Raw genomic sequence first — 16556 nt, 5'->3', positions numbered from 1 at the left:
GGGAGACCACGACACGCAGGGAGACCAGGATGAACCGGGTGAGATGTGCCGTGCCCCTCCATGTGCCACGGCCCGCGGGGCCCTGGCGCGGGGTGAAGGAGGACCTCGCGCGGCTCGGCAACGCACTGGTGTACACGACATGGAGCGAGTGGCTGCCCAGTGTCCTCACCACCCCGCGGCTGCGGGAACTGCTCGGCCGTGACTGGCCCCGCTACCGGCGTACGCCCGACGCCACCGTGCGCTACCGGTTCGCCGCCGCGCGGCTGCTCATCAAGTACACGGCCGCCGCGGCCCTGGCGACCCCGCCGGAGTACCTGGAGATCGCCTACCGCCTCGGCGGACGGCCGTACCTGCGCGGCTTCGACCAGATCGACCTGAGCCTCAGTCACACCGGGGACCTCATGGCGGTCGGGCTCAGCCGCACCGGCCGGATCGGCGTGGACGTGGAGCCCGCCGACCGCCTGGTGCGGCTGGACCTGCTCCAGACGCAGATCCTCACCCCCGCCGAGGCGCGCGAGGTGGCCGCGATGCCCGAGGACCGGCGCACCGCCCACATCCTGCGGCTGTGGACCCTCAAGGAGGCCTACAGCAAGGCGCTCGGCCAGGGACTGCGGCTCGGCTTCAACGAGTTCGGCTTCAGCCCGGGCGGCCGACTGCGCGCCCCCGACGGCAGCTCGGCCAGCCGCGGCGAGTGGGACTTCGCCACCCACCCGGTGATGGACCGGTACCTGCTGAGCGTGGCCTGTCACGACGCGGGTCTGAACACCGCCTACGACACCTCCGTGCACACCATGCTCGACCGCGGTTTCCTCTCCGCCATGCAGCCCAAGGCATCCGAGGAGTCCTGAGGTCCCGCTGACGGCTCTCCACGAAGACGCGCCGCCCGTCATCGCGCCCCCCGTCACCGCGCCGCCCCTCACCGCCCGCCGCGCACGGCACACGCGGTGCCCCCGACCCGCGGCTCGTCCCGGGCGCGAGCGACGCTCCGGCGGGCCCCGAGCGGTGTCAGCGCGGTGTCAGCGGTGCGTCAGTACGTCCCGGCACGCTTGCTGCCGACAGCGATACGCCCTCGGGTGGCTCTCCCGGGCTCCGAGAGGCTGACCCGCACCGTACTGGCCGCCGCGCCGGGAAGGGGGAACCATGGCGAGGCCGAGGCGCCCGCGCTCCGGGCGTGACCGGGTCCGCGGCGGCATCGCCCCCTCCGGCCGTCCGACACGTACCGCGCTGCCCGTGACCCGGCAGCAGTACGACGTCCTGATCGACTCCCTCGCCCACCGCCGCAGCGGCAGGCACGTCGAGCAGCTGACGTGGCGCTGGCACGGGCCCCTGGACACCGACCGGTTCGCCGCCGCCTGGCAGTCCGTCACCGCCCGCGAGACCGTCCTGCGTTCGGCGTTCGTCTGGGGCCCGCCACCCCGCCTGGTGGTCCACGACCGGGCCCGCATCGAGGTCGTACGGCAGTCGGCGGGCGGCGCCGACTTCGCGCGACTGCTGGCCGAGGACCGGCAGCGCGGCTTCGACCTGCGCCATCCCGGCCCGCTGCGCGTCACCCTCGTCGATCCGCCCGGCCGGAACACCGGCCAGTACACCGGCCGGAACATCTCCGGCCGGAACACGCCAGGCCCCTCGCCGTCGGGGACGCGGGTGCTGCTGACCTTCCATCACGCGCTGCTGGACACCGGGAGCGTCTTCGTCCTGCTGGAGGAGTTCTGCCGGGCCTACCTCGCCGACGGGGTGCTGCCCGGTGGCGAACGCAGGCCCGACCTGCGGGACTGGACACGCTGGCTCGACGGCCAGGACCCGGCCCCGCCCCGGGAGCTGTGGAGCCGGACCGTGCCGGCCGGCGAACCGGCGCTGCTGCCGCTGCTGCCCGGCCCCGACACCCGGCAGACCGGCTGCGGCCGCGCCGAGGTACGGCTGAACGCCGGCGAGGCCGGGCGGCTGCACCGCTGGGCCGCCGCCCGTGCCCTGCCCGACTCCAGCGCTCTGCAGGCCGTCTGGGCGCTGCTGGTCTACCGCGCGCAGCGGGTGCCGGGCAGCCTGCCGGTGGGCTTCGGCGTCGCCGTCTCCGGGCGCGGCATCCCCCTGGACGGCGTCGAGCGGCTGGTGGGGCCCCTGCGCACGAGCCTGCCGATGGTCGTGGTCGTCGACCCCGAGCAACCGCTGCGCCGACTGCTGGCCGCCCTGCGGGACCGGGCACTGGACATGGCGGCCTACGAATGGGTCGCCATCGGGCAGATCCACGAGTGGACGGGGCGCGCCGCGTCGGGCGGAAAACTGCTGGAGAGCCTGGTGGCCGTGGAGAACGGCCCGCGTCCGCCCGCCGGGCTCCGCGCCGAACTGGGCGCGGCCGGTGTGCGCCTGGAGATGGAACACGCCGACGGCGCGCACCCCGCCCTGCCCGTCGCCCTCCTCGCCCACCGGAGCGCGGACGGCTCCCTGCGCCTGACCGTGGTCCACGACCGGGCCCGGGTCTCCGACCGGGACGCCCGCCTGCTGGCCGCGCACTGCGCCCGGCTGCTGCGCCTGCTGCCCGTCACCGCGGCCGGTGCGACCGCCGGCGAGGTACTGTCCGCGCTCGGCTCCGACGCGCCGCCCGTCATCGCGCCGCCGCGCCACAGCCGGCGCACCGTGCGGCTCCGGCCGCGCCCCACGGGTTCCAAAGGCTCCGTCGACCGTACCCCTAGCGAGTCTTGACACGCTGAGGCGACCGACCACGGAAGGAGGCGCCCCATGAGCGAGCGCGTAGAGGAGTTCCGGGAGATCGACATGGCGGTGTTCGGGATGGTGCCGGTGGGTGTGGCGCCGCTGCTCAGGCTGGCCGGGGCCGACGACGAGGACGACGAGTTCCTCACCATCGTCCGCAGCATCGACTGAACACGGCCCAGGGCCCGTACGAGGGGGAGGACGAGAAGGAACATGTCGCTGTCGAAGCAGCGCCCGGCCGCCGTGCTGGTGCCCGCCCCGGTCGAGGCGTTCCTGAACGACCCGGCCGAGGTCGCGGCGTTCACGACGATCCGGCCGGACGGTTCGCTCCACGTGGCGCCGGTGCGCTTCACCTGGGACCCGAAGGCCGGGCTGGCCCGGGTCATGACGGTCGCCTCCTCGCGCAAGGCGAGGAACCTGCTGGCCGCGCCGGGGAGCCGGGTGGCCCTGTGCCAGGTCCACGGCTTCACCTGGGTGACCCTGGAGGGCACCGGCACGGTCGTCGACGATCCCGCGCGGGTGACGCTGGGCGCGGGGCTCTACGCCAAGCGGTACTGGTCCGCGCCTCCCAACCCGCCGGGCCGGGTGGTCATCGAGATCGCGGTGGACCGCGTCCTGCACCTCAACACCTGACCGACGTGGTGGGGGCGGCACCGGACCACGCCCGGTGCCGCCCCCTGAACGCGGCCGAAAGCTCACCCCGCCGTCGTCGGCGGCGGCGGGGTGCCGTCGGCCCACAGCAGCCGGAACGACAGCAGGCTCAGCCGCCACCCCGCGGGCGTACGGCGGGCCTCGCCGTCGACGAACGTCCCCGTGGCGAACAGCGGTGCCAACTCCCCCTGCGGGCGGGCGTGGTGCGCGTGGTGGACATGGGTGGAGATCAGGTTGGCGCGCAGCACGGCCCGGTCGCCGTCCACCGTCACCACGGGCGGGGAGCCCAGGTGCTGGGTGGCCGCGAACGCCTCGAGTGCCGCGCGGTGGTAGGCGGCCATGCCCTCGACGCCCTGGTGCCTGCTGATCGGGAACGCCACGACGGCGTCCTTCGTGAACAGGCCGGCCGCCCATGTGTCGTCGAGTTCCTCGTCGTCGAGGGAGACGAAATAGCGGGCGAGAAGGTCGGCGACATCGGCGCGGGATCGACCGACGGTGGCGGGGTGATCTCTGGTCTGGGCGGAGTGATCGACGGTCCGAGTGGAGTTCATGCCTGAGAATGCCGCCGATATGCCCGTGCCCGGCAAGTGCACCTGACAAAGATCTGACGTTCCCGACGTTCTTCTGGCATTCCCTGCAGAAGACCTGTACCGATGGCTATTTACCGCCCTCGAAATGCCTCGCGATACTGGCCGTACACCAGTGAGAAGAGGACAAATGAATTTCTTCGACGCGGATGTCATTATTGTGGGGGCCGGTCCCACCGGACTCATGCTCGCGGGTGAACTGAGGCTCAATGGAGTCTCGGTTACCGTGCTGGACAAGCTGGCCGAACCGATTCGTGAATCACGGGCCCTGGGATTTTCGGCGCGGACCATAGAGGAGTTCGCGCAGCGCGGACTCATGGCCCGATTCGGTGAGGTCGGCGTCATTCCGGCCGGCCATTTCGGCGGCGTGCCGCTGGACTACCAGGTGATCGAGGGCGGCTCCTACGGTGCCCGCGGTGTTCCGCAGGCCCGCACCGAGGGCGTCCTGGGCGGCTGGGCGGTGCAGCTGGGCGCCGTCGTCCGCCGCGGCGTCGAGGTCACCGGCGTGGACCTCGACGACGACGGCGTGAGCGTCACCGTCCAGGGCGCGGGCGGCACCGACCGCCTGCGCGCCCGCTACGTGGTCGGCTGCGACGGCGCCCGCTCCATCGTGCGCACCAGCGCCGGCATCGACTTCCCCGGCACCGAGCCCACACTGGAGCTGCGGTTCGCCGACATCACCGGCGTGAGCCTGCGCCCCCGCTTCAGCGGCGAACGCGTGCCCGGCGGCATGATCATGGTGATGCCGCTCGGCCCGGACCGCTGCCGCGTCATCTACTACGACGCCACGGAGCCCCTGCGTACCGCCGACGGCCCGATCACCTTCGAGGAGGTCGCCGAGGCGTTCAAGCGGCTCTCGGGCGAGGACATCAGCGGCGCCACCCCGCTGTGGGTCAGCTCCACCACCGACGTCAGCCGGCAGGCCGCCCAGTACCGCAAGGGCCGCGCCTTCCTGGCCGGGGACGCCGCCCACATCCACCTGCCGATCGGCGCGCAGGGCATGAGCGCGGGCGTCCAGGACGCCGTCAACCTCGGCTGGAAGCTGGCGCTGGAGATCAAGGGCCAGGCTCCCGAGGGGCTGCTGGACACCTACCACAGCGAACGCCACCCGGTCGGCGCCCGGATCCTGGCGAACACCCTCGCCCAGCGCAGCCTCTACCTCGGCGGCGACGACATGGAGCCGATGCGCGAGGTCTTCTCCGAACTGGTGCGGGCCCACCCCTCCGTACAGCGCCATCTGGTCGGCATGGTCACCGGCCTGGACATCCGCCACGACGTCGGCGGCGCCGACCATCCGCTGCTCGGCCGGCGTCTGCCGGAGCGCGAACTGGTCGTCGGCGGCGAGAAGGTCTCCAGCACCACCCTGCTGCACGCCGGCCGGCCCGTGCTGCTCGAACTCGGTGGGGACCACGGCCTCGCCCGCGCGGCCGGCGGCTGGCAGGACCGTGTCGACGTCGTCGACGTCGAGTTCGACTGCGACGTGCCCGTGGACGGCATCCTCGTCCGCCCCGACGGCTACGTCGCCTGGGTCGGCCCGGTCGGCACCGGCGCCGACGGCCTCACCGACGCCCTCACCCGCTGGTTCGGCCCCGCCGACTGACCACCGCCGTGCACCGGCAACTCGTCCGTACCCAAAGGAAGCGAAGGACCCCATGCCCAAGATTTCCGTCGAGGACAAGCACCTGACCGTCCTCAACCTGTTCACCACGGACGCTCCCGAGAAGCAGGACAAGCTGATCGAGGAGATGACGAAGATCGTCGACGCGGCGACGTACGAGGGCTGGATGTCCTCCACCGTGCACGCCGGCGTGCAGAGCCCGGGCACCGCCAACTTCATCCAGTGGCGCAGCGGTGAGGACCTGGAGAAGCGGTACGCGGGCGAGGAGTTCAAGCACCGCACGCTGCCGGTCTTCGGTGAGATCACCACCTCCATCCGCCTGCTGCAGAACGAGGTCGCCTTCGTCCTGACCCAGCCCGCGCAGGGCGGCGTCGTCGACATCGGCCCGCACCGCGACGACTACACCGTCATCGGCGTCTTCGGTGTCGAGGCGAACGACCAGGACGAGCTCGTCGACGCGCTCGGCGAGGGCCAGACCTGGTTCCTGGACGTGCCCGGCTTCGTCTCGCACGTCGTCCTCAAGGGGCTGCGCGCCCGCGGCCTGGACGGTCTGTTCGTCGTCTCCTACTCGCAGTGGGAGAGCAAGGAGGCCTTCGAGGCCTACCGCGACCAGCCCGCCGAGCAGTGGCCCGAGGGCCGTGCCAAGGCCGTTGGCCGGGTGCGCGGGGTCGCCACCTCCGCGGACGTGAACACCTACCGGGTGGCCCACACCCGTTCCGCCGGCGAGTGACCCGGCGCGTCCTCGCGACGCGCCGCCCTCCCGCACGCCTCCGGACTCCCCGGCCGCCCACGGTGTGCCGCTGCCTCCGGAGGCGTACGCATGTCCGCATCCGCAAGCCGTACTCGCATCCGCAAGCCGTACCCGCTCCGCCCGCCCGCCGTCGGCGGCTCTGGCCGGACTCAGGTGTTCCGCGGGCCGGGCGCTACCGCCGGGCCGCACTGTCGAGGCGAAACGAAGCGAAGAAGCGAACGAAGCGAACCCCTCCACGCACACGCCGAGGAGCCAAACCTATGCACAGCACGCTCATTGTCGCCCGGATGACAGCCACCTCGAGCACCGACGTGGCCCGGCTGTTCGCCGAGTTCGACCAGACCGAGATGCCCCACCGCATGGGAACGCGGCGCCGCCAGCTGTTCTCCTACCGGGGCCTGTACTTCCACCTCCAGGACTTCGACGAGGACAACGGCGGCGAACTGATCGAGGCCGCCAAGCAGGACCCGCGCTTCGTCCGGATCAGCGCGGACCTCAAGCCCTTCATCGAGGCCTACGACCCCGCGACCTGGCGTTCCCCGGCCGACGCGATGGCCACCCGCTTCTACAACTGGGAGGCGTCCGCGTGAGCCGACGTCGCGTTGTCATCACGGGCATCGAGGTGATCGCCCCCGGCGGTGTCGGCAGGGAGAAGTTCTGGCAGCTGCTCAGCAGCGGCCGTACCGCCACGCGCGGCATCACCTTCTTCGACCCCGCCCCGTTCCGCTCCCGGGTGGCCGCCGAGGCCGACTTCTCCCCCTACGAGCACGGTCTGACCCCGCAGGAGGTGCGCCGCCTGGACCGGGCCGCGCAGTTCGCCGTCGTCGCCTCGCGCGGCGCGGTCGCCGACAGCGGCATCGACCTGGCCGCCCTGGAGCCGCACCGTGTCGGCGTCACCGTCGGCAGCGCCGTCGGCGCCACCATGGGCCTGGACCAGGAGTACCGGGTCGTCAGCGACGGCGGCCGGCTCGACGTGCTGGACCACACCTACGCGGTGCCGCAGCTCTACGACTACATGGTGCCCAGCTCCTTCGCGTCCGAGGTCGCCTGGGCCGTCGGCGCGGAGGGCCCCTCCACGGTGGTCTCCACCGGCTGCACCTCCGGCATCGACTCCGTCGGCTACGCCGTGGAGCTGGTCCGCGAGGGCTCGGCCGACGTCGTGATCGCCGGTTCCTCCGACGCCCCGATCTCGCCCATCACCATGGCCTGCTTCGACGCGATCAAGGCGACCACGCCCCGGCACGACGAACCCGAGTGCGCCTCCCGGCCGTTCGACAAGACCCGCAACGGGTTCGTGCTCGGCGAGGGCGCCGCGTTCTTCGTCCTGGAGGAACTGGAGAGCGCCAAGGAGCGCGGGGCGCACATCTACGCCGAGATCGCCGGCTACGCCACCCGGTCGAACGCCTACCACATGACGGGTCTGCGGCCCGACGGCAAGGAGATGGCGGAGGCCATCGACCTCGCCCTCGCCGAGGCACGGCTCAACCCGGAGGCGATCGACTACGTCAACGCCCACGGCTCGGGCACCAAGCAGAACGACCGGCACGAGACCGCCGCGTTCAAGCGCAGCCTGGGCGACCACGCCTACCGCACCCCGGTCAGCTCCATCAAGTCGATGGTGGGCCACTCGCTCGGCGCGATCGGCTCCATCGAGATCGCCGCCTCCGCGCTGGCCATGGAGTACGACGTGGTCCCGCCGACCGCGAACCTGCACCACGCCGACCCGGAGTGCGACCTCGACTACGTGCCCGTCGTGGCCCGTGACCAACTCGTCGACGCCGTCCTGACGGTCGGCAGCGGCTTCGGCGGCTTCCAGAGCGCCATGGTGCTGGCCAGCCCGGAGAGGAGCCTCGTATGACCACCTCCGTGGTGGTGACCGGCCTGGGCGTCGCCGCGCCCAACGGCCTCGGAGTGCAGGACTACTGGTCGGCCACGCTGTCCGGCAAGCACGGACTGGGCCGGGTGACCCGCTTCGACCCGTCGGACTACCCCAGCCGTCTGGCGGGCGAGATCCCCGGGTTCGTCGCCGAGAACCACCTGCCCAGCCGGCTGCTGCCGCAGACCGACCGGGTCACCCGGCTGGCGCTGGTCGCGACCGACTGGGCGCTGAAGGACGCGGACGCCGACAGGGCGAAGTTCGCCGAGTTCGACATGGGCGTCATCACGGCGTCCGCCGCGGGCGGCTTCGAGTTCGGCCAGGGCGAACTGCAGAACCTGTGGAGCCGGGGCAGCCAGTACGTCTCCGCCTACCAGTCCTTCGCCTGGTTCTACGCCGTCAACAGCGGCCAGATCTCCATACGCAACGGCATGAAGGGCCCCGCCGGGGTCGTCGTCAGCGAGGGCGCCGGCGGCCTGGACGCCGTCGCGCAGGCACGCCGGCAGATCCGCAAGGGCACCCCCCTGATCGTCACCGGAGCGGTCGACGCCTCGATCTGCCCCTGGGGCTGGGTGGCGCAGCTGACCACGGGCAAACTGTCCACCAGCGACGAACCGGCCCGCGCCTACCTGCCCTTCGACCGCGACGCCCGCGGCTACGTGCCCGGCGAGGGCGGCGCCATCCTCATCACCGAGGACGCCGGCACCGCCCGCGCGCGGGGCGCGAAGATCTACGGCGAGATCGCCGGCTACGGCGCGACGATCGACCCCCGGCCCGGCAGCGGACGCCCGCCCGCCCTGCGCAAGGCCGTCGAGATCGCCCTCGGCGACGCCGGTGTCGACGCGCGCGACGTCGACGTGGTCTTCGCCGACGGCGCCGGCGACGCGGCCGGCGACCTGGTCGAGGCCCGCGCGATCAACGACGTGTTCGGGGAGCGGGGCGTGCCCGTGACCGTGCCCAAGACGATGACCGGACGCCTGTACTCGGGCGGCGCGCCGCTGGACCTCGCCGCGGCCCTGCTGTCGATGGGTGACGGGGTCATCCCGCCCACGGTGCACATCGACCCGTGCGCGGACTACCACCTCGACCTCGTTCTCGGCCGGCCCCGCCAGGCCGAGGTGAGCTGCGCCCTGGTCCTGGCCCGCGGCAACGGCGGCTTCAACTCCGCCATGGTCGTACGCCGCCCCGCATGACGCACCGGACGCGCACCGGACTCGAACCGACGAGCACCATCGACGAAAGGACGCACCCATGACCGCCAAGCTCTTCACCCTCGAGGACCTCAAGCGCACCCTGACGGAGGCCGCGGGTGTCGCCGAGGGCGTCGACCTGGACGCCGACATCCTCGACACCGAGTTCGAGGTGATCGGCTACGAGTCCCTCGCCCTGCTGGAGGCCGGCAGCCTCATCGAACGCGAGTACGGCATCTCCCTGGACGAGGAGGCCGTCGGCGAGGCCAACACGCCGCGCGCCTTCATCGACGTCGTCAACGCGCAGCTCGCGCCCGCCCAGGCCGCCTGAAGGGGACCGTCCGACATGACCGACAACAGCACCGCGAAGGTGGCCGTCGTCACCGGCGCCACCAGCGGCATCGGCCTGGCCTCGGCACGACTGCTGGCCTCCACCGGCCACCGCGTCTTCATCGGCGCCCGCAACGCCGACAACGTCGCCGCCACCGTCAAGGAACTCCAGGCCGAGGGCCTGGAGGTGGACGGCACGGTCGTCGACGTCCGCGACAGCGCCTCCGTCGACGCCTTCGTGCAGGCCGCCGTCGACCGCTTCGACACCGTCGACGTGCTCGTCAACAACGCGGGCCGCTCCGGCGGCGGAGTGACCGCCGACCTCACCGACGAACTGTGGGAGGACGTCCTGGAGACCAACCTCACCAGCGTCTTCCGGATGACCCGCGCCGTACTCACCACCGGCGGCATGCGCCACAAGAACCGCGGCCGCGTCATCAACATCGCCTCCACGGCCGGCAAACAGGGCGTCGTCCTCGGCGCGCCCTACTCGGCCTCCAAGCACGGCGTCGTCGGCTTCACCAAGGCCCTCGGCAACGAGCTCGCCCCGACCGGCATCACCGTCAACGCGGTCTGCCCGGGCTATGTGGAGACCCCGATGGCCCAGCGGGTCCGCCAGGGCTACGCCGCCGCCTACGACACCTCCGAGGACGCCATCCTCGAGAAGTTCCAGTCCAAGATCCCGCTCGGCCGCTACTCCACGCCCGAGGAGGTCGCGGGCCTCGTCGGCTACCTGGCCTCCGACACCGCCGCCTCCATCACCTCCCAGGCCCTCAACGTCTGTGGTGGCCTGGGCAACTTCTGACCGACCCGACCTTCTTCGAGGAGAACCTCATGACGACGCGTGAGGTCGAGCACGAGATCGGCATCGACGCCCCCGCCGCCGCCATCTACGAACTGCTCGCGGACGTGACCAACTGGCCGCGGATCTTCCCGCCCACCATCCACGTCGACCGCCTGGAAGCACAGGCCGACGAGGAGCGCATCCGGATCTGGGCCACCGCCAACGGCAAGCCCAAGGACTGGACCTCGCGCCGGACCCTGGACCCCGCCAACCTGACCATCACCTTCCGCCAGGAGATCCCGGCACCGCCCGTCAAGCACATGGGCGGCACCTGGATCATCGAACCGCTCGGCGAGGCGAGCTCCCGGGTGCGCCTCCTGCACGACTACAGCGCCCTCGGCGACGACCCGCACGACCTGCTGTGGATCGAGCGGGCCGTGGACAAGAACAGCACCCTGGAACTCGCCGCGCTGAAGGAGAACGTCGAGCGGGCGCACGCCGCCGACACCGAGGAGCTCACCTTCTCCTTCACCGACACCGTGCACGTCGCCGGAAGCGCCAAGGACGTCTACGACTTCGTCAACGAGGCCGACCGGTGGGCCGAGCGACTGCCGCACGTGGCCGTCGTACGCCTCGCCGAGGAGACGCCCGGCCTGCAGGAACTGGAGATGGACACCCGGGCCAAGGACGGCTCGGTGCACACCACCAAGTCCTACCGGGTGGTCTTCCCGCATCACAAGATCGCCTACAAGCAGGTCACGCTGCCCGCACTGATGACCCTGCACACCGGCGAATGGACGTTCGTGGAGACCGAGGAGGGCACCGCCGCCTCCTCGCAGCACACCGTCACCCTCAACACCGCCAACATCGCGCGCATCCTCGGCCCCGACGCCACGGTCGCCGACGCCCGCGAGTACGTGCACACGGCGCTGTCCACCAACAGCCGCGCCACGCTGTCCCACGCCAAGGCCTACGCCGAGCAGAAGCAGGCCTGACCGTGACAGCGGAGCGCCTCACTGCCGATGTGGTGGTCGTCGGGGCCGGTCCCGTCGGGCTGATGCTCGCCGGTGAACTGGCCCGCGACGTCAACGTGGTGCTGGTGGAGAAACGGCGCGCGCCGGACACCACGTCGCGGGCCTCCACCCTGCACGCCCGCACCATGGAGATCCTGGAGAGCCGGGGACTGATCCCCGATCTCGGCGAGCCGCCGAACGAGGTACGCGGCCACTTCGGCGGCATCCCCCTCGACCTCACCCTGCCCAGCACCCACCCGGGCCAGTGGAAGGTGCAGCAGACCAAGACCGAGGCCGTCCTGGAGGAGTGGGCGCTTGCCGCGGGCGCCGAGATGAAGTGCAAGCACGAGCTGGTCGCCGTCGGCGAGGTGGGCGACTGGGTCGAACTGGAGGCCCTCGGCGACCAGGGCGTCCTGCGCATGCGCTGCCGCTACCTCGTGGCCTGCGACGGCGAGGACAGCACCGTCCGCCGGCTCATCGGCGCCGACTTCCCCGGCGAGGACGCCCACCGGGAGCTGATCCGCGCCGACATCGCCGGCATCGACATCCCCAACCGGCGCTTCGAACGCCGGGAACACGGGCTCGCCATCGCCGCGCGCCGCCCCGACGGCGTGACCCGGGTGATGGTCCACGAGTTCGGCTCCAGCGCCGGGCAGCGCCCCGGGGACGCCGAGTTCGAGGAGATCATCACCGTCTGGAAACGGGTCACCGGCGAGGACATCAGCGGCGGCACCCCGCTGTGGGTCAACGCCTTCGGCGACGCCTCCCGGCAGCTGACGCACTACCGGCACGGCCGGATCCTGTTCGCCGGCGACGCCGCCCACCAGAAGATGCCGATCGGCGGCCAGGCCCTCAACCTCGGCCTGCAGGACGCCTTCAACCTCGGCTGGAAACTGGCGCTGCACCTGCGCGGCAAGATCGGCGACGACCTGCTGGACACCTACCACACCGAACGGCACGCGGTGGGCAGACGGGTCCTCGCCAACATCAGGGCCCAGGCCCAGCTGCTGCTCGGCGGACCCGAGGTGGAACCGCTGCGCACGCTGCTGGCCGAACTCATCGGACAGGAGGACGTACGCACCCACCTCGCCGGGATGATCAGCGGCCTCGACGTGCGCTACGACCTCGACGGCGATCCCCACCCGCTGCTCGGCGCCCGGATGCCGCACACCGCCCTGCACATCGCGAACCGCCGCGTCCACCCCGCGCGCCTGCTGCGCACCGGCGGCGGCGTCCTGGTGGACCTGCGCGCCCGGGCCGCCACGGAACCGCCGGCCGGCTGGGCCGACCGGGTCAGCGCGGTGCCGGTCCGCGCGGAGGACGACAGCCTCCTGCACGGCGCCGACCGCCTGCTGCTGCGCCCCGACGGCCACATCGTCTGGGTCGGCCAGGGTGGCACCGGGGCCGGCCTGGAGGAGGCCCTGACGCGCTGGTTCGGCCCGCCCAAGCCGGTGCCCCGGCTGGAGTACTGAACCACCGACCCCACCCCCCACCCCCTTCCCTCTCCCCGCCCTGCCGGTGACCGCCACCCCCTTGCCGGGCCCGACATGATCCCGTAGCCAGGAAGGAACAACCCCTATGGAACCCGTGGAAGGCACCGCGACCGACACCGACGTCATCGTCGTCGGGGCCGGCCCGAGCGGACTGATGCTCGCCGGTGAACTACGCCTGGGCGGGGCCCGTGTGGTCGTGATCGAGAAGCTCGCCGCCCCCACCGGGCAGTCCCGCGGCCTGGGCTTCACCGCCCGCGCCATGGAGACGTTCGACCAGCGCGGCCTGCTGCCCCGCTTCGGACAGGGCGAGAGCCTGGAGACCAGCCCGATGGGCCACTTCGGCGGCACCGTCTTCGACTTCACCGTGCTGCCCGACGCCCACTTCGGCGCCCGAGGCATCCCCCAGGGCGACACCGAGGCGGTGCTGGAGAGCTGGGCGGCGGAGACCGGCGCCGACATCCGGCGCGGCTGGGAGTTCGTGTCCCTGGCCGACGGCCACCTCGACGGCGACACGGTCGAGATCACCGTCCGCACCCCCGCGGGGGAGGACCGCACGCTGCGCGCCGCCTACCTGGTGGGCTGCGACGGGGGCGCCAGCCGGGTGCGCAAGGCGGCCGGCTTCGACTTCCCCGGCAGCGACGCCCGGCGCGGCATGTACCTCGCCGACATCACCGGAGTCACGCTGCGCGCCCGGCACCTGGGGGAGCGCTACCCGAACGGCATGGTGATGTCCGCCCCGCTCACCGAGGACGTCTGGCGCATCATCGTCTGCCCCGACGGCCAGCCCGCCCACGAGCGCGAGCGCACCGTCACCTACGGGGAGGTCGCCGAGGCCTGGCGGCACATCACCGGGGAGGACATCAGCGCCGGCAGTGCCTCCTGGGTGAGCTCCTTCACCGACGCCACCCGTCAGGCCTCCGAGTACCGGCGGGGCCGTGTCCTGCTGGCCGGCGACGCCGCCCACATCCACCTCCCCGCCGGTGGCCAGGGGCTGAGCACCGGCGTGCAGGACGCGGCCAACCTCGGCTGGAAGCTGGCCGCCGTGATCCGCGGCGACGCCGACGAGGCGCTGCTGGACACCTACCACGGCGAACGTCACGCGGTCGGCCGCCGCCTGCTGATGAACACCCGTGCCCAGGGCACCGTCTACCTCGGCGGCGCCGAGTCCGAGCCGCTGCGCGCGCTGTTCACCGAACTCATCGCCCACGACGAGGTCAAGCGCCACCTGGCTGGCCTCGTCAGCCACCTCGACATCCGCTACGACCTGACCGCGCCCGGTGACGCCGAAGCCCCGGCCCACCCCCTGACCGGTCTTCGGATGCCTCCGCGCCTGCTGATCGGCGCGACCGGCGAGGCCCGTGTCGCGCGGCTGCTGCACACCGGACACGGCGTCCTGCTGGACCTGGCCGACGACGCGGCGACCCGCAGTGCGGCGACCGGCCGGGAAGACCGGGTCGACGTCGTCACCGCGACCCTGAAGCCCACCGACGGCCCCGACCCGCTGGCCACCACCACGGCCGTCCTGATCCGCCCCGACGGATACGTGGCCTGGGCGACGGACACCGCCACGACGACCGGCCTGGAGCCGGCCCTACGGCGGTGGTTCGGCCCGCCCCGCTGACCGTCGGGCGGCGGGGCGCGGGCAGCGGGGCACCGGGTGACGCGGTGCCCCGCTCCGGCGTTCGTGGAACCCGCGGCACGCGGACGGCCCCCGCGGATACGGCAACGGCCCCCGTGGCGCCCACCTGGTCCAGGTGGGTGCCACGGGGGCCGTACGTCGTGCCGGGCCGGTCAGGCCGGGATCGCCTCGACGATCGAGACCGCGGACGCCGTCTCCACCACACGCTCCAGGCGGAAGCCGGCCCGCTGGAGCAGGTCGGCGTACTGCGAGGCGGTGCGTTCCCGGCCGCCGACCAGGAGCATCAGCCACAGGTCGACGAGCTTGCCGGAGTGCGGCCCGTCGCCGTCCTCCGGGATCACCATCTCCACCAGCAGCAGCCGGCCGTCCGGCCGGATCGCGGACCGGATGTTGCGCAGGATCTGCAGGGCCTGCTCCTCGGGCCAGTCGTGGACGATGTGCTTGAGCACATAGGCGTCCCCGCCCTCCACCACCGGGTCGAACAGCCCGCCGGCGTGGGTGGTGCAGCGGTCGGCGACGCCCTGCCCGGCGAGGAACTCGGCCGCGCCGTTGCCCTCCACCCGCGGGTCGGACAGGATGCCCCGCGCCCCGGGCGCCTGCCGCAGGATGCCGGAGAGCAGCCCGCCGCGTCCGCCGCAGAAGTCGACGACCGTGCCGAACCGCGAGAAGTCGTACGCGGCGACGACCGGGTCGGTCTCGGTGTCCGACATGTTGCCCATGCCCCGGATGAACACCTCCCCGTACTCCGGGTTCTGCTCCAGGTACTCGAAGGCACCCATCCCGCGGTGCTTGGGCAGGCTCGGCTCGCCGGTGACGACGGAGTCCAGCAGACGGCTCCAGTCGTCCCAGTGTGTGGGATGGCCCATCAGGACGGCGATGTCACGCATCGTCATGGGGTGGTCGGCGCGCAACGCGTCGGCCATCGGGGTCAGTTCGTACGTGCCGTCCGGCCGTCCGGCGAAGACACCGTGCGAGGCGAGCAGCCGCAGCACCCGGCCCAGGGCGTCGGCGTCGGCGCCGGTCCGCTCGGCGATCTGCTCGACGCCGAGCGGACCGTCCACGAGCGCCTCGGCGACCCGCAGCCGTGCCACGGCATACAACGCCTGCGTGACCATGGACCCCATGGCGAGTTCCAGCAGGGCGAACGGCGGAGGCGCCAGCTGACGGCTCTGCCGCTGCAGATCCGCACGGGCCTTCTCCGCTTCCCGGACGACGTGCGGGGGCGGCAGTTCGGGCATCAGATTCCTCCAGGACAGGAGCGGGAAAGGGGCGTCCCAACCGCCGGAAGGGACCCGGCCACCACGGTAGGGACGGGCCTTGGCGCAGCCCTGGAGAGCGACTCGGACACCGCTGGAGTTCCGGCGCACCGGTTTGACAACGGCGACCGTTCCGAGCCGTGACCGATCCGAGCCGTGGACGCTCCTGCCGCCGGGGGCCCTCCCCGGGGCGACGGCGACGGGGGAAGGCGGGCGCGGACGGGGGGTGAGGGTGCGGACGGGGGAGTGAGCGCGCACAGGGGTGAGGGCGGGCTCGGCGGCACTCGGCCGACGCCGGTGAGTATCGCCCCACCACCACAGGCCATGAACCGGATCCTCCGCTCCCGCACACGGCAGCGCGCCCCCGGATCCACCACCCGCCCCCGACCCCACCCGCCCCCGACCCCACCCGGCCCCGGATCCACCCGGCCCCGGACCCACTCGCCCCCCGACCCCACCCGGCCCCGGATCCACCCGGCCCCGGACCCACTCGCCCCCCGACCCCACCCGGCCCCGGATCCACCGGCCCCCGCCACCCCGGCCGCGGCCATGAGTCCGCCGCCCCTGCGGCCGTCCACAGGAAGAGCCCCAGCCGCGCACCACATCCGGCGCAGACCGGCTCGGAGCTCGCTCGACGCACGCCGGAGAACGACGCCCGCCCG

The 16556-nt window shown here is 72.6% G+C and carries 16 protein-coding genes; 14 read left to right on the top strand and 2 right to left on the bottom strand.

Annotated features, from left to right (window positions below; genetic code table 11):
- The first annotated feature begins 29 nt into the window (after positions 1 to 29).
- From HW837_RS45695 to HW837_RS45680, 4 genes are all read left to right on the top strand, one after another.
- Positions 30 to 848, top strand: coding sequence for a 4'-phosphopantetheinyl transferase family protein (locus HW837_RS45695; protein ID WP_045563491.1), 819 nt, complete (start codon positions 30 to 32; stop codon positions 846 to 848).
- A gap of 292 nt (positions 849 to 1140) precedes the next feature.
- Positions 1141 to 2697: a condensation domain-containing protein gene (locus tag HW837_RS45690; protein ID WP_093792512.1), complete on the top strand. Its 1557-nt coding sequence runs from the start codon at positions 1141 to 1143 to the stop codon at positions 2695 to 2697.
- A gap of 36 nt (positions 2698 to 2733) precedes the next feature.
- Positions 2734 to 2877, top strand: coding sequence for a hypothetical protein (locus HW837_RS45685; RefSeq protein WP_159041017.1), 144 nt, complete (start codon positions 2734 to 2736; stop codon positions 2875 to 2877).
- A gap of 42 nt (positions 2878 to 2919) precedes the next feature.
- Positions 2920 to 3339: a pyridoxamine 5'-phosphate oxidase family protein gene (locus HW837_RS45680; RefSeq protein WP_193381936.1), complete on the top strand. Its 420-nt coding sequence runs from the start codon at positions 2920 to 2922 to the stop codon at positions 3337 to 3339.
- 62 nt (positions 3340 to 3401) lie between these two features.
- On the opposite strand, the gene HW837_RS45675 is transcribed toward HW837_RS45680, so the two are convergent.
- Positions 3402 to 3908, bottom strand: coding sequence for a nuclear transport factor 2 family protein (locus tag HW837_RS45675; protein ID WP_193381937.1), 507 nt, complete (start codon positions 3906 to 3908; stop codon positions 3402 to 3404).
- Between the two features lie 124 nt (positions 3909 to 4032).
- Between HW837_RS45675 and HW837_RS45670 the strand changes: the two genes are divergently transcribed.
- The 10 genes from HW837_RS45670 (at position 4033) to HW837_RS45625 (ending at position 14620) form a co-directional block, all read left to right on the top strand.
- Entirely contained in the window at positions 4033 to 5544 is a 1512-nt protein-coding gene (locus tag HW837_RS45670) for an FAD-dependent monooxygenase (RefSeq protein ID WP_456340291.1), read from the top strand.
- Positions 5545 to 5596: 52 nt separating this feature from the next.
- Positions 5597 to 6292, top strand: coding sequence for an antibiotic biosynthesis monooxygenase family protein (locus HW837_RS45665; protein WP_045563576.1), 696 nt, complete (start codon positions 5597 to 5599; stop codon positions 6290 to 6292).
- A gap of 281 nt (positions 6293 to 6573) precedes the next feature.
- Positions 6574 to 6903 carry a TcmI family type II polyketide cyclase gene (locus tag HW837_RS45660; RefSeq protein ID WP_045563577.1) on the top strand — a complete coding sequence of 110 codons (330 nt, stop codon included), beginning with the start codon at positions 6574 to 6576 and terminating at the stop codon, positions 6901 to 6903.
- Positions 6900 to 8171, top strand: a complete 1272-nt coding sequence (locus tag HW837_RS45655; RefSeq protein WP_045563578.1) for a beta-ketoacyl-[acyl-carrier-protein] synthase family protein — start codon at positions 6900 to 6902, stop codon at positions 8169 to 8171. Before HW837_RS45660 ends, HW837_RS45655 begins: the two co-directional genes overlap by 4 nt.
- Positions 8168 to 9382, top strand: a complete 1215-nt coding sequence (locus tag HW837_RS45650; protein WP_060887407.1) for a ketosynthase chain-length factor — start codon at positions 8168 to 8170, stop codon at positions 9380 to 9382. The genes HW837_RS45655 and HW837_RS45650 overlap by 4 nt, the downstream gene beginning before the upstream one ends.
- 58 nt (positions 9383 to 9440) lie before the next feature.
- Positions 9441 to 9710 carry an acyl carrier protein gene (locus HW837_RS45645; RefSeq protein WP_045563580.1) on the top strand — a complete coding sequence of 90 codons (270 nt, stop codon included), beginning with the start codon at positions 9441 to 9443 and terminating at the stop codon, positions 9708 to 9710.
- Between the two features lie 15 nt (positions 9711 to 9725).
- The gene (fabG, locus tag HW837_RS45640) at positions 9726 to 10514 is read left to right on the top strand and encodes a 3-oxoacyl-ACP reductase FabG (protein WP_045563581.1); all 789 of its coding nucleotides are present in this window, start codon (positions 9726 to 9728) and stop codon (positions 10512 to 10514) included.
- A gap of 29 nt (positions 10515 to 10543) precedes the next feature.
- Positions 10544 to 11488, top strand: coding sequence for an aromatase/cyclase (locus HW837_RS45635; RefSeq protein ID WP_045563582.1), 945 nt, complete (start codon positions 10544 to 10546; stop codon positions 11486 to 11488).
- 2 nt (positions 11489 to 11490) lie between these two features.
- The gene (locus HW837_RS45630) at positions 11491 to 12978 is read left to right on the top strand and encodes an FAD-dependent monooxygenase (protein WP_193381939.1); all 1488 of its coding nucleotides are present in this window, start codon (positions 11491 to 11493) and stop codon (positions 12976 to 12978) included.
- 106 nt (positions 12979 to 13084) lie between these two features.
- Positions 13085 to 14620 carry an FAD-dependent monooxygenase gene (locus HW837_RS45625; protein ID WP_093792521.1) on the top strand — a complete coding sequence of 512 codons (1536 nt, stop codon included), beginning with the start codon at positions 13085 to 13087 and terminating at the stop codon, positions 14618 to 14620.
- Positions 14621 to 14790: 170 nt separating this feature from the next.
- Here HW837_RS45625 and HW837_RS45620 read toward each other — a convergent pair whose 3' ends face one another.
- A complete protein-coding gene (locus HW837_RS45620; RefSeq protein WP_078854030.1) occupies positions 14791 to 15876 on the bottom strand; it encodes a methyltransferase in 1086 nt (361 codons plus the stop codon).
- Positions 15877 to 16556: the final 680 nt, after the last annotated feature.

It is taken from the genome of Streptomyces caniscabiei, from assembly GCF_014930365.1.
GTDB lineage: Bacteria > Actinomycetota > Actinomycetes > Streptomycetales > Streptomycetaceae > Streptomyces > Streptomyces caniscabiei.
The sequence above is the reverse complement of the archived record's forward strand: the minus strand, read 5'-3'. Positions and strand labels throughout refer to the sequence as shown.

What these genes read in the sequence shown, in the direction of transcription:
- HW837_RS45695 (WP_045563491.1), top strand. Translation starts at nt 30, where the DNA reads ATGAACCGGGTGAGATGTGCCGTGCCCCTCCATGTGCCACGGCCCGCG.
- HW837_RS45690 (WP_093792512.1), top strand. Translation starts at nt 1,141, where the DNA reads ATGGCGAGGCCGAGGCGCCCGCGCTCCGGGCGTGACCGGGTCCGCGGC.
- HW837_RS45685 (WP_159041017.1), top strand. Translation starts at nt 2,734, where the DNA reads ATGAGCGAGCGCGTAGAGGAGTTCCGGGAGATCGACATGGCGGTGTTC.
- HW837_RS45680 (WP_193381936.1), top strand. Translation starts at nt 2,920, where the DNA reads ATGTCGCTGTCGAAGCAGCGCCCGGCCGCCGTGCTGGTGCCCGCCCCG.
- HW837_RS45675 (WP_193381937.1), bottom strand. Translation starts at nt 3,908, where the DNA reads ATGAACTCCACTCGGACCGTCGATCACTCCGCCCAGACCAGAGATCAC.
- HW837_RS45670 (WP_456340291.1), top strand. Translation starts at nt 4,033, where the DNA reads ATGCCTCGCGATACTGGCCGTACACCAGTGAGAAGAGGACAAATGAAT.
- HW837_RS45665 (WP_045563576.1), top strand. Translation starts at nt 5,597, where the DNA reads ATGCCCAAGATTTCCGTCGAGGACAAGCACCTGACCGTCCTCAACCTG.
- HW837_RS45660 (WP_045563577.1), top strand. Translation starts at nt 6,574, where the DNA reads ATGCACAGCACGCTCATTGTCGCCCGGATGACAGCCACCTCGAGCACC.
- HW837_RS45650 (WP_060887407.1), top strand. Translation starts at nt 8,168, where the DNA reads ATGACCACCTCCGTGGTGGTGACCGGCCTGGGCGTCGCCGCGCCCAAC.
- HW837_RS45645 (WP_045563580.1), top strand. Translation starts at nt 9,441, where the DNA reads ATGACCGCCAAGCTCTTCACCCTCGAGGACCTCAAGCGCACCCTGACG.
- fabG (WP_045563581.1), top strand. Translation starts at nt 9,726, where the DNA reads ATGACCGACAACAGCACCGCGAAGGTGGCCGTCGTCACCGGCGCCACC.
- HW837_RS45635 (WP_045563582.1), top strand. Translation starts at nt 10,544, where the DNA reads ATGACGACGCGTGAGGTCGAGCACGAGATCGGCATCGACGCCCCCGCC.
- HW837_RS45625 (WP_093792521.1), top strand. Translation starts at nt 13,085, where the DNA reads ATGGAACCCGTGGAAGGCACCGCGACCGACACCGACGTCATCGTCGTC.
- HW837_RS45620 (WP_078854030.1), bottom strand. Translation starts at nt 15,876, where the DNA reads ATGCCCGAACTGCCGCCCCCGCACGTCGTCCGGGAAGCGGAGAAGGCC.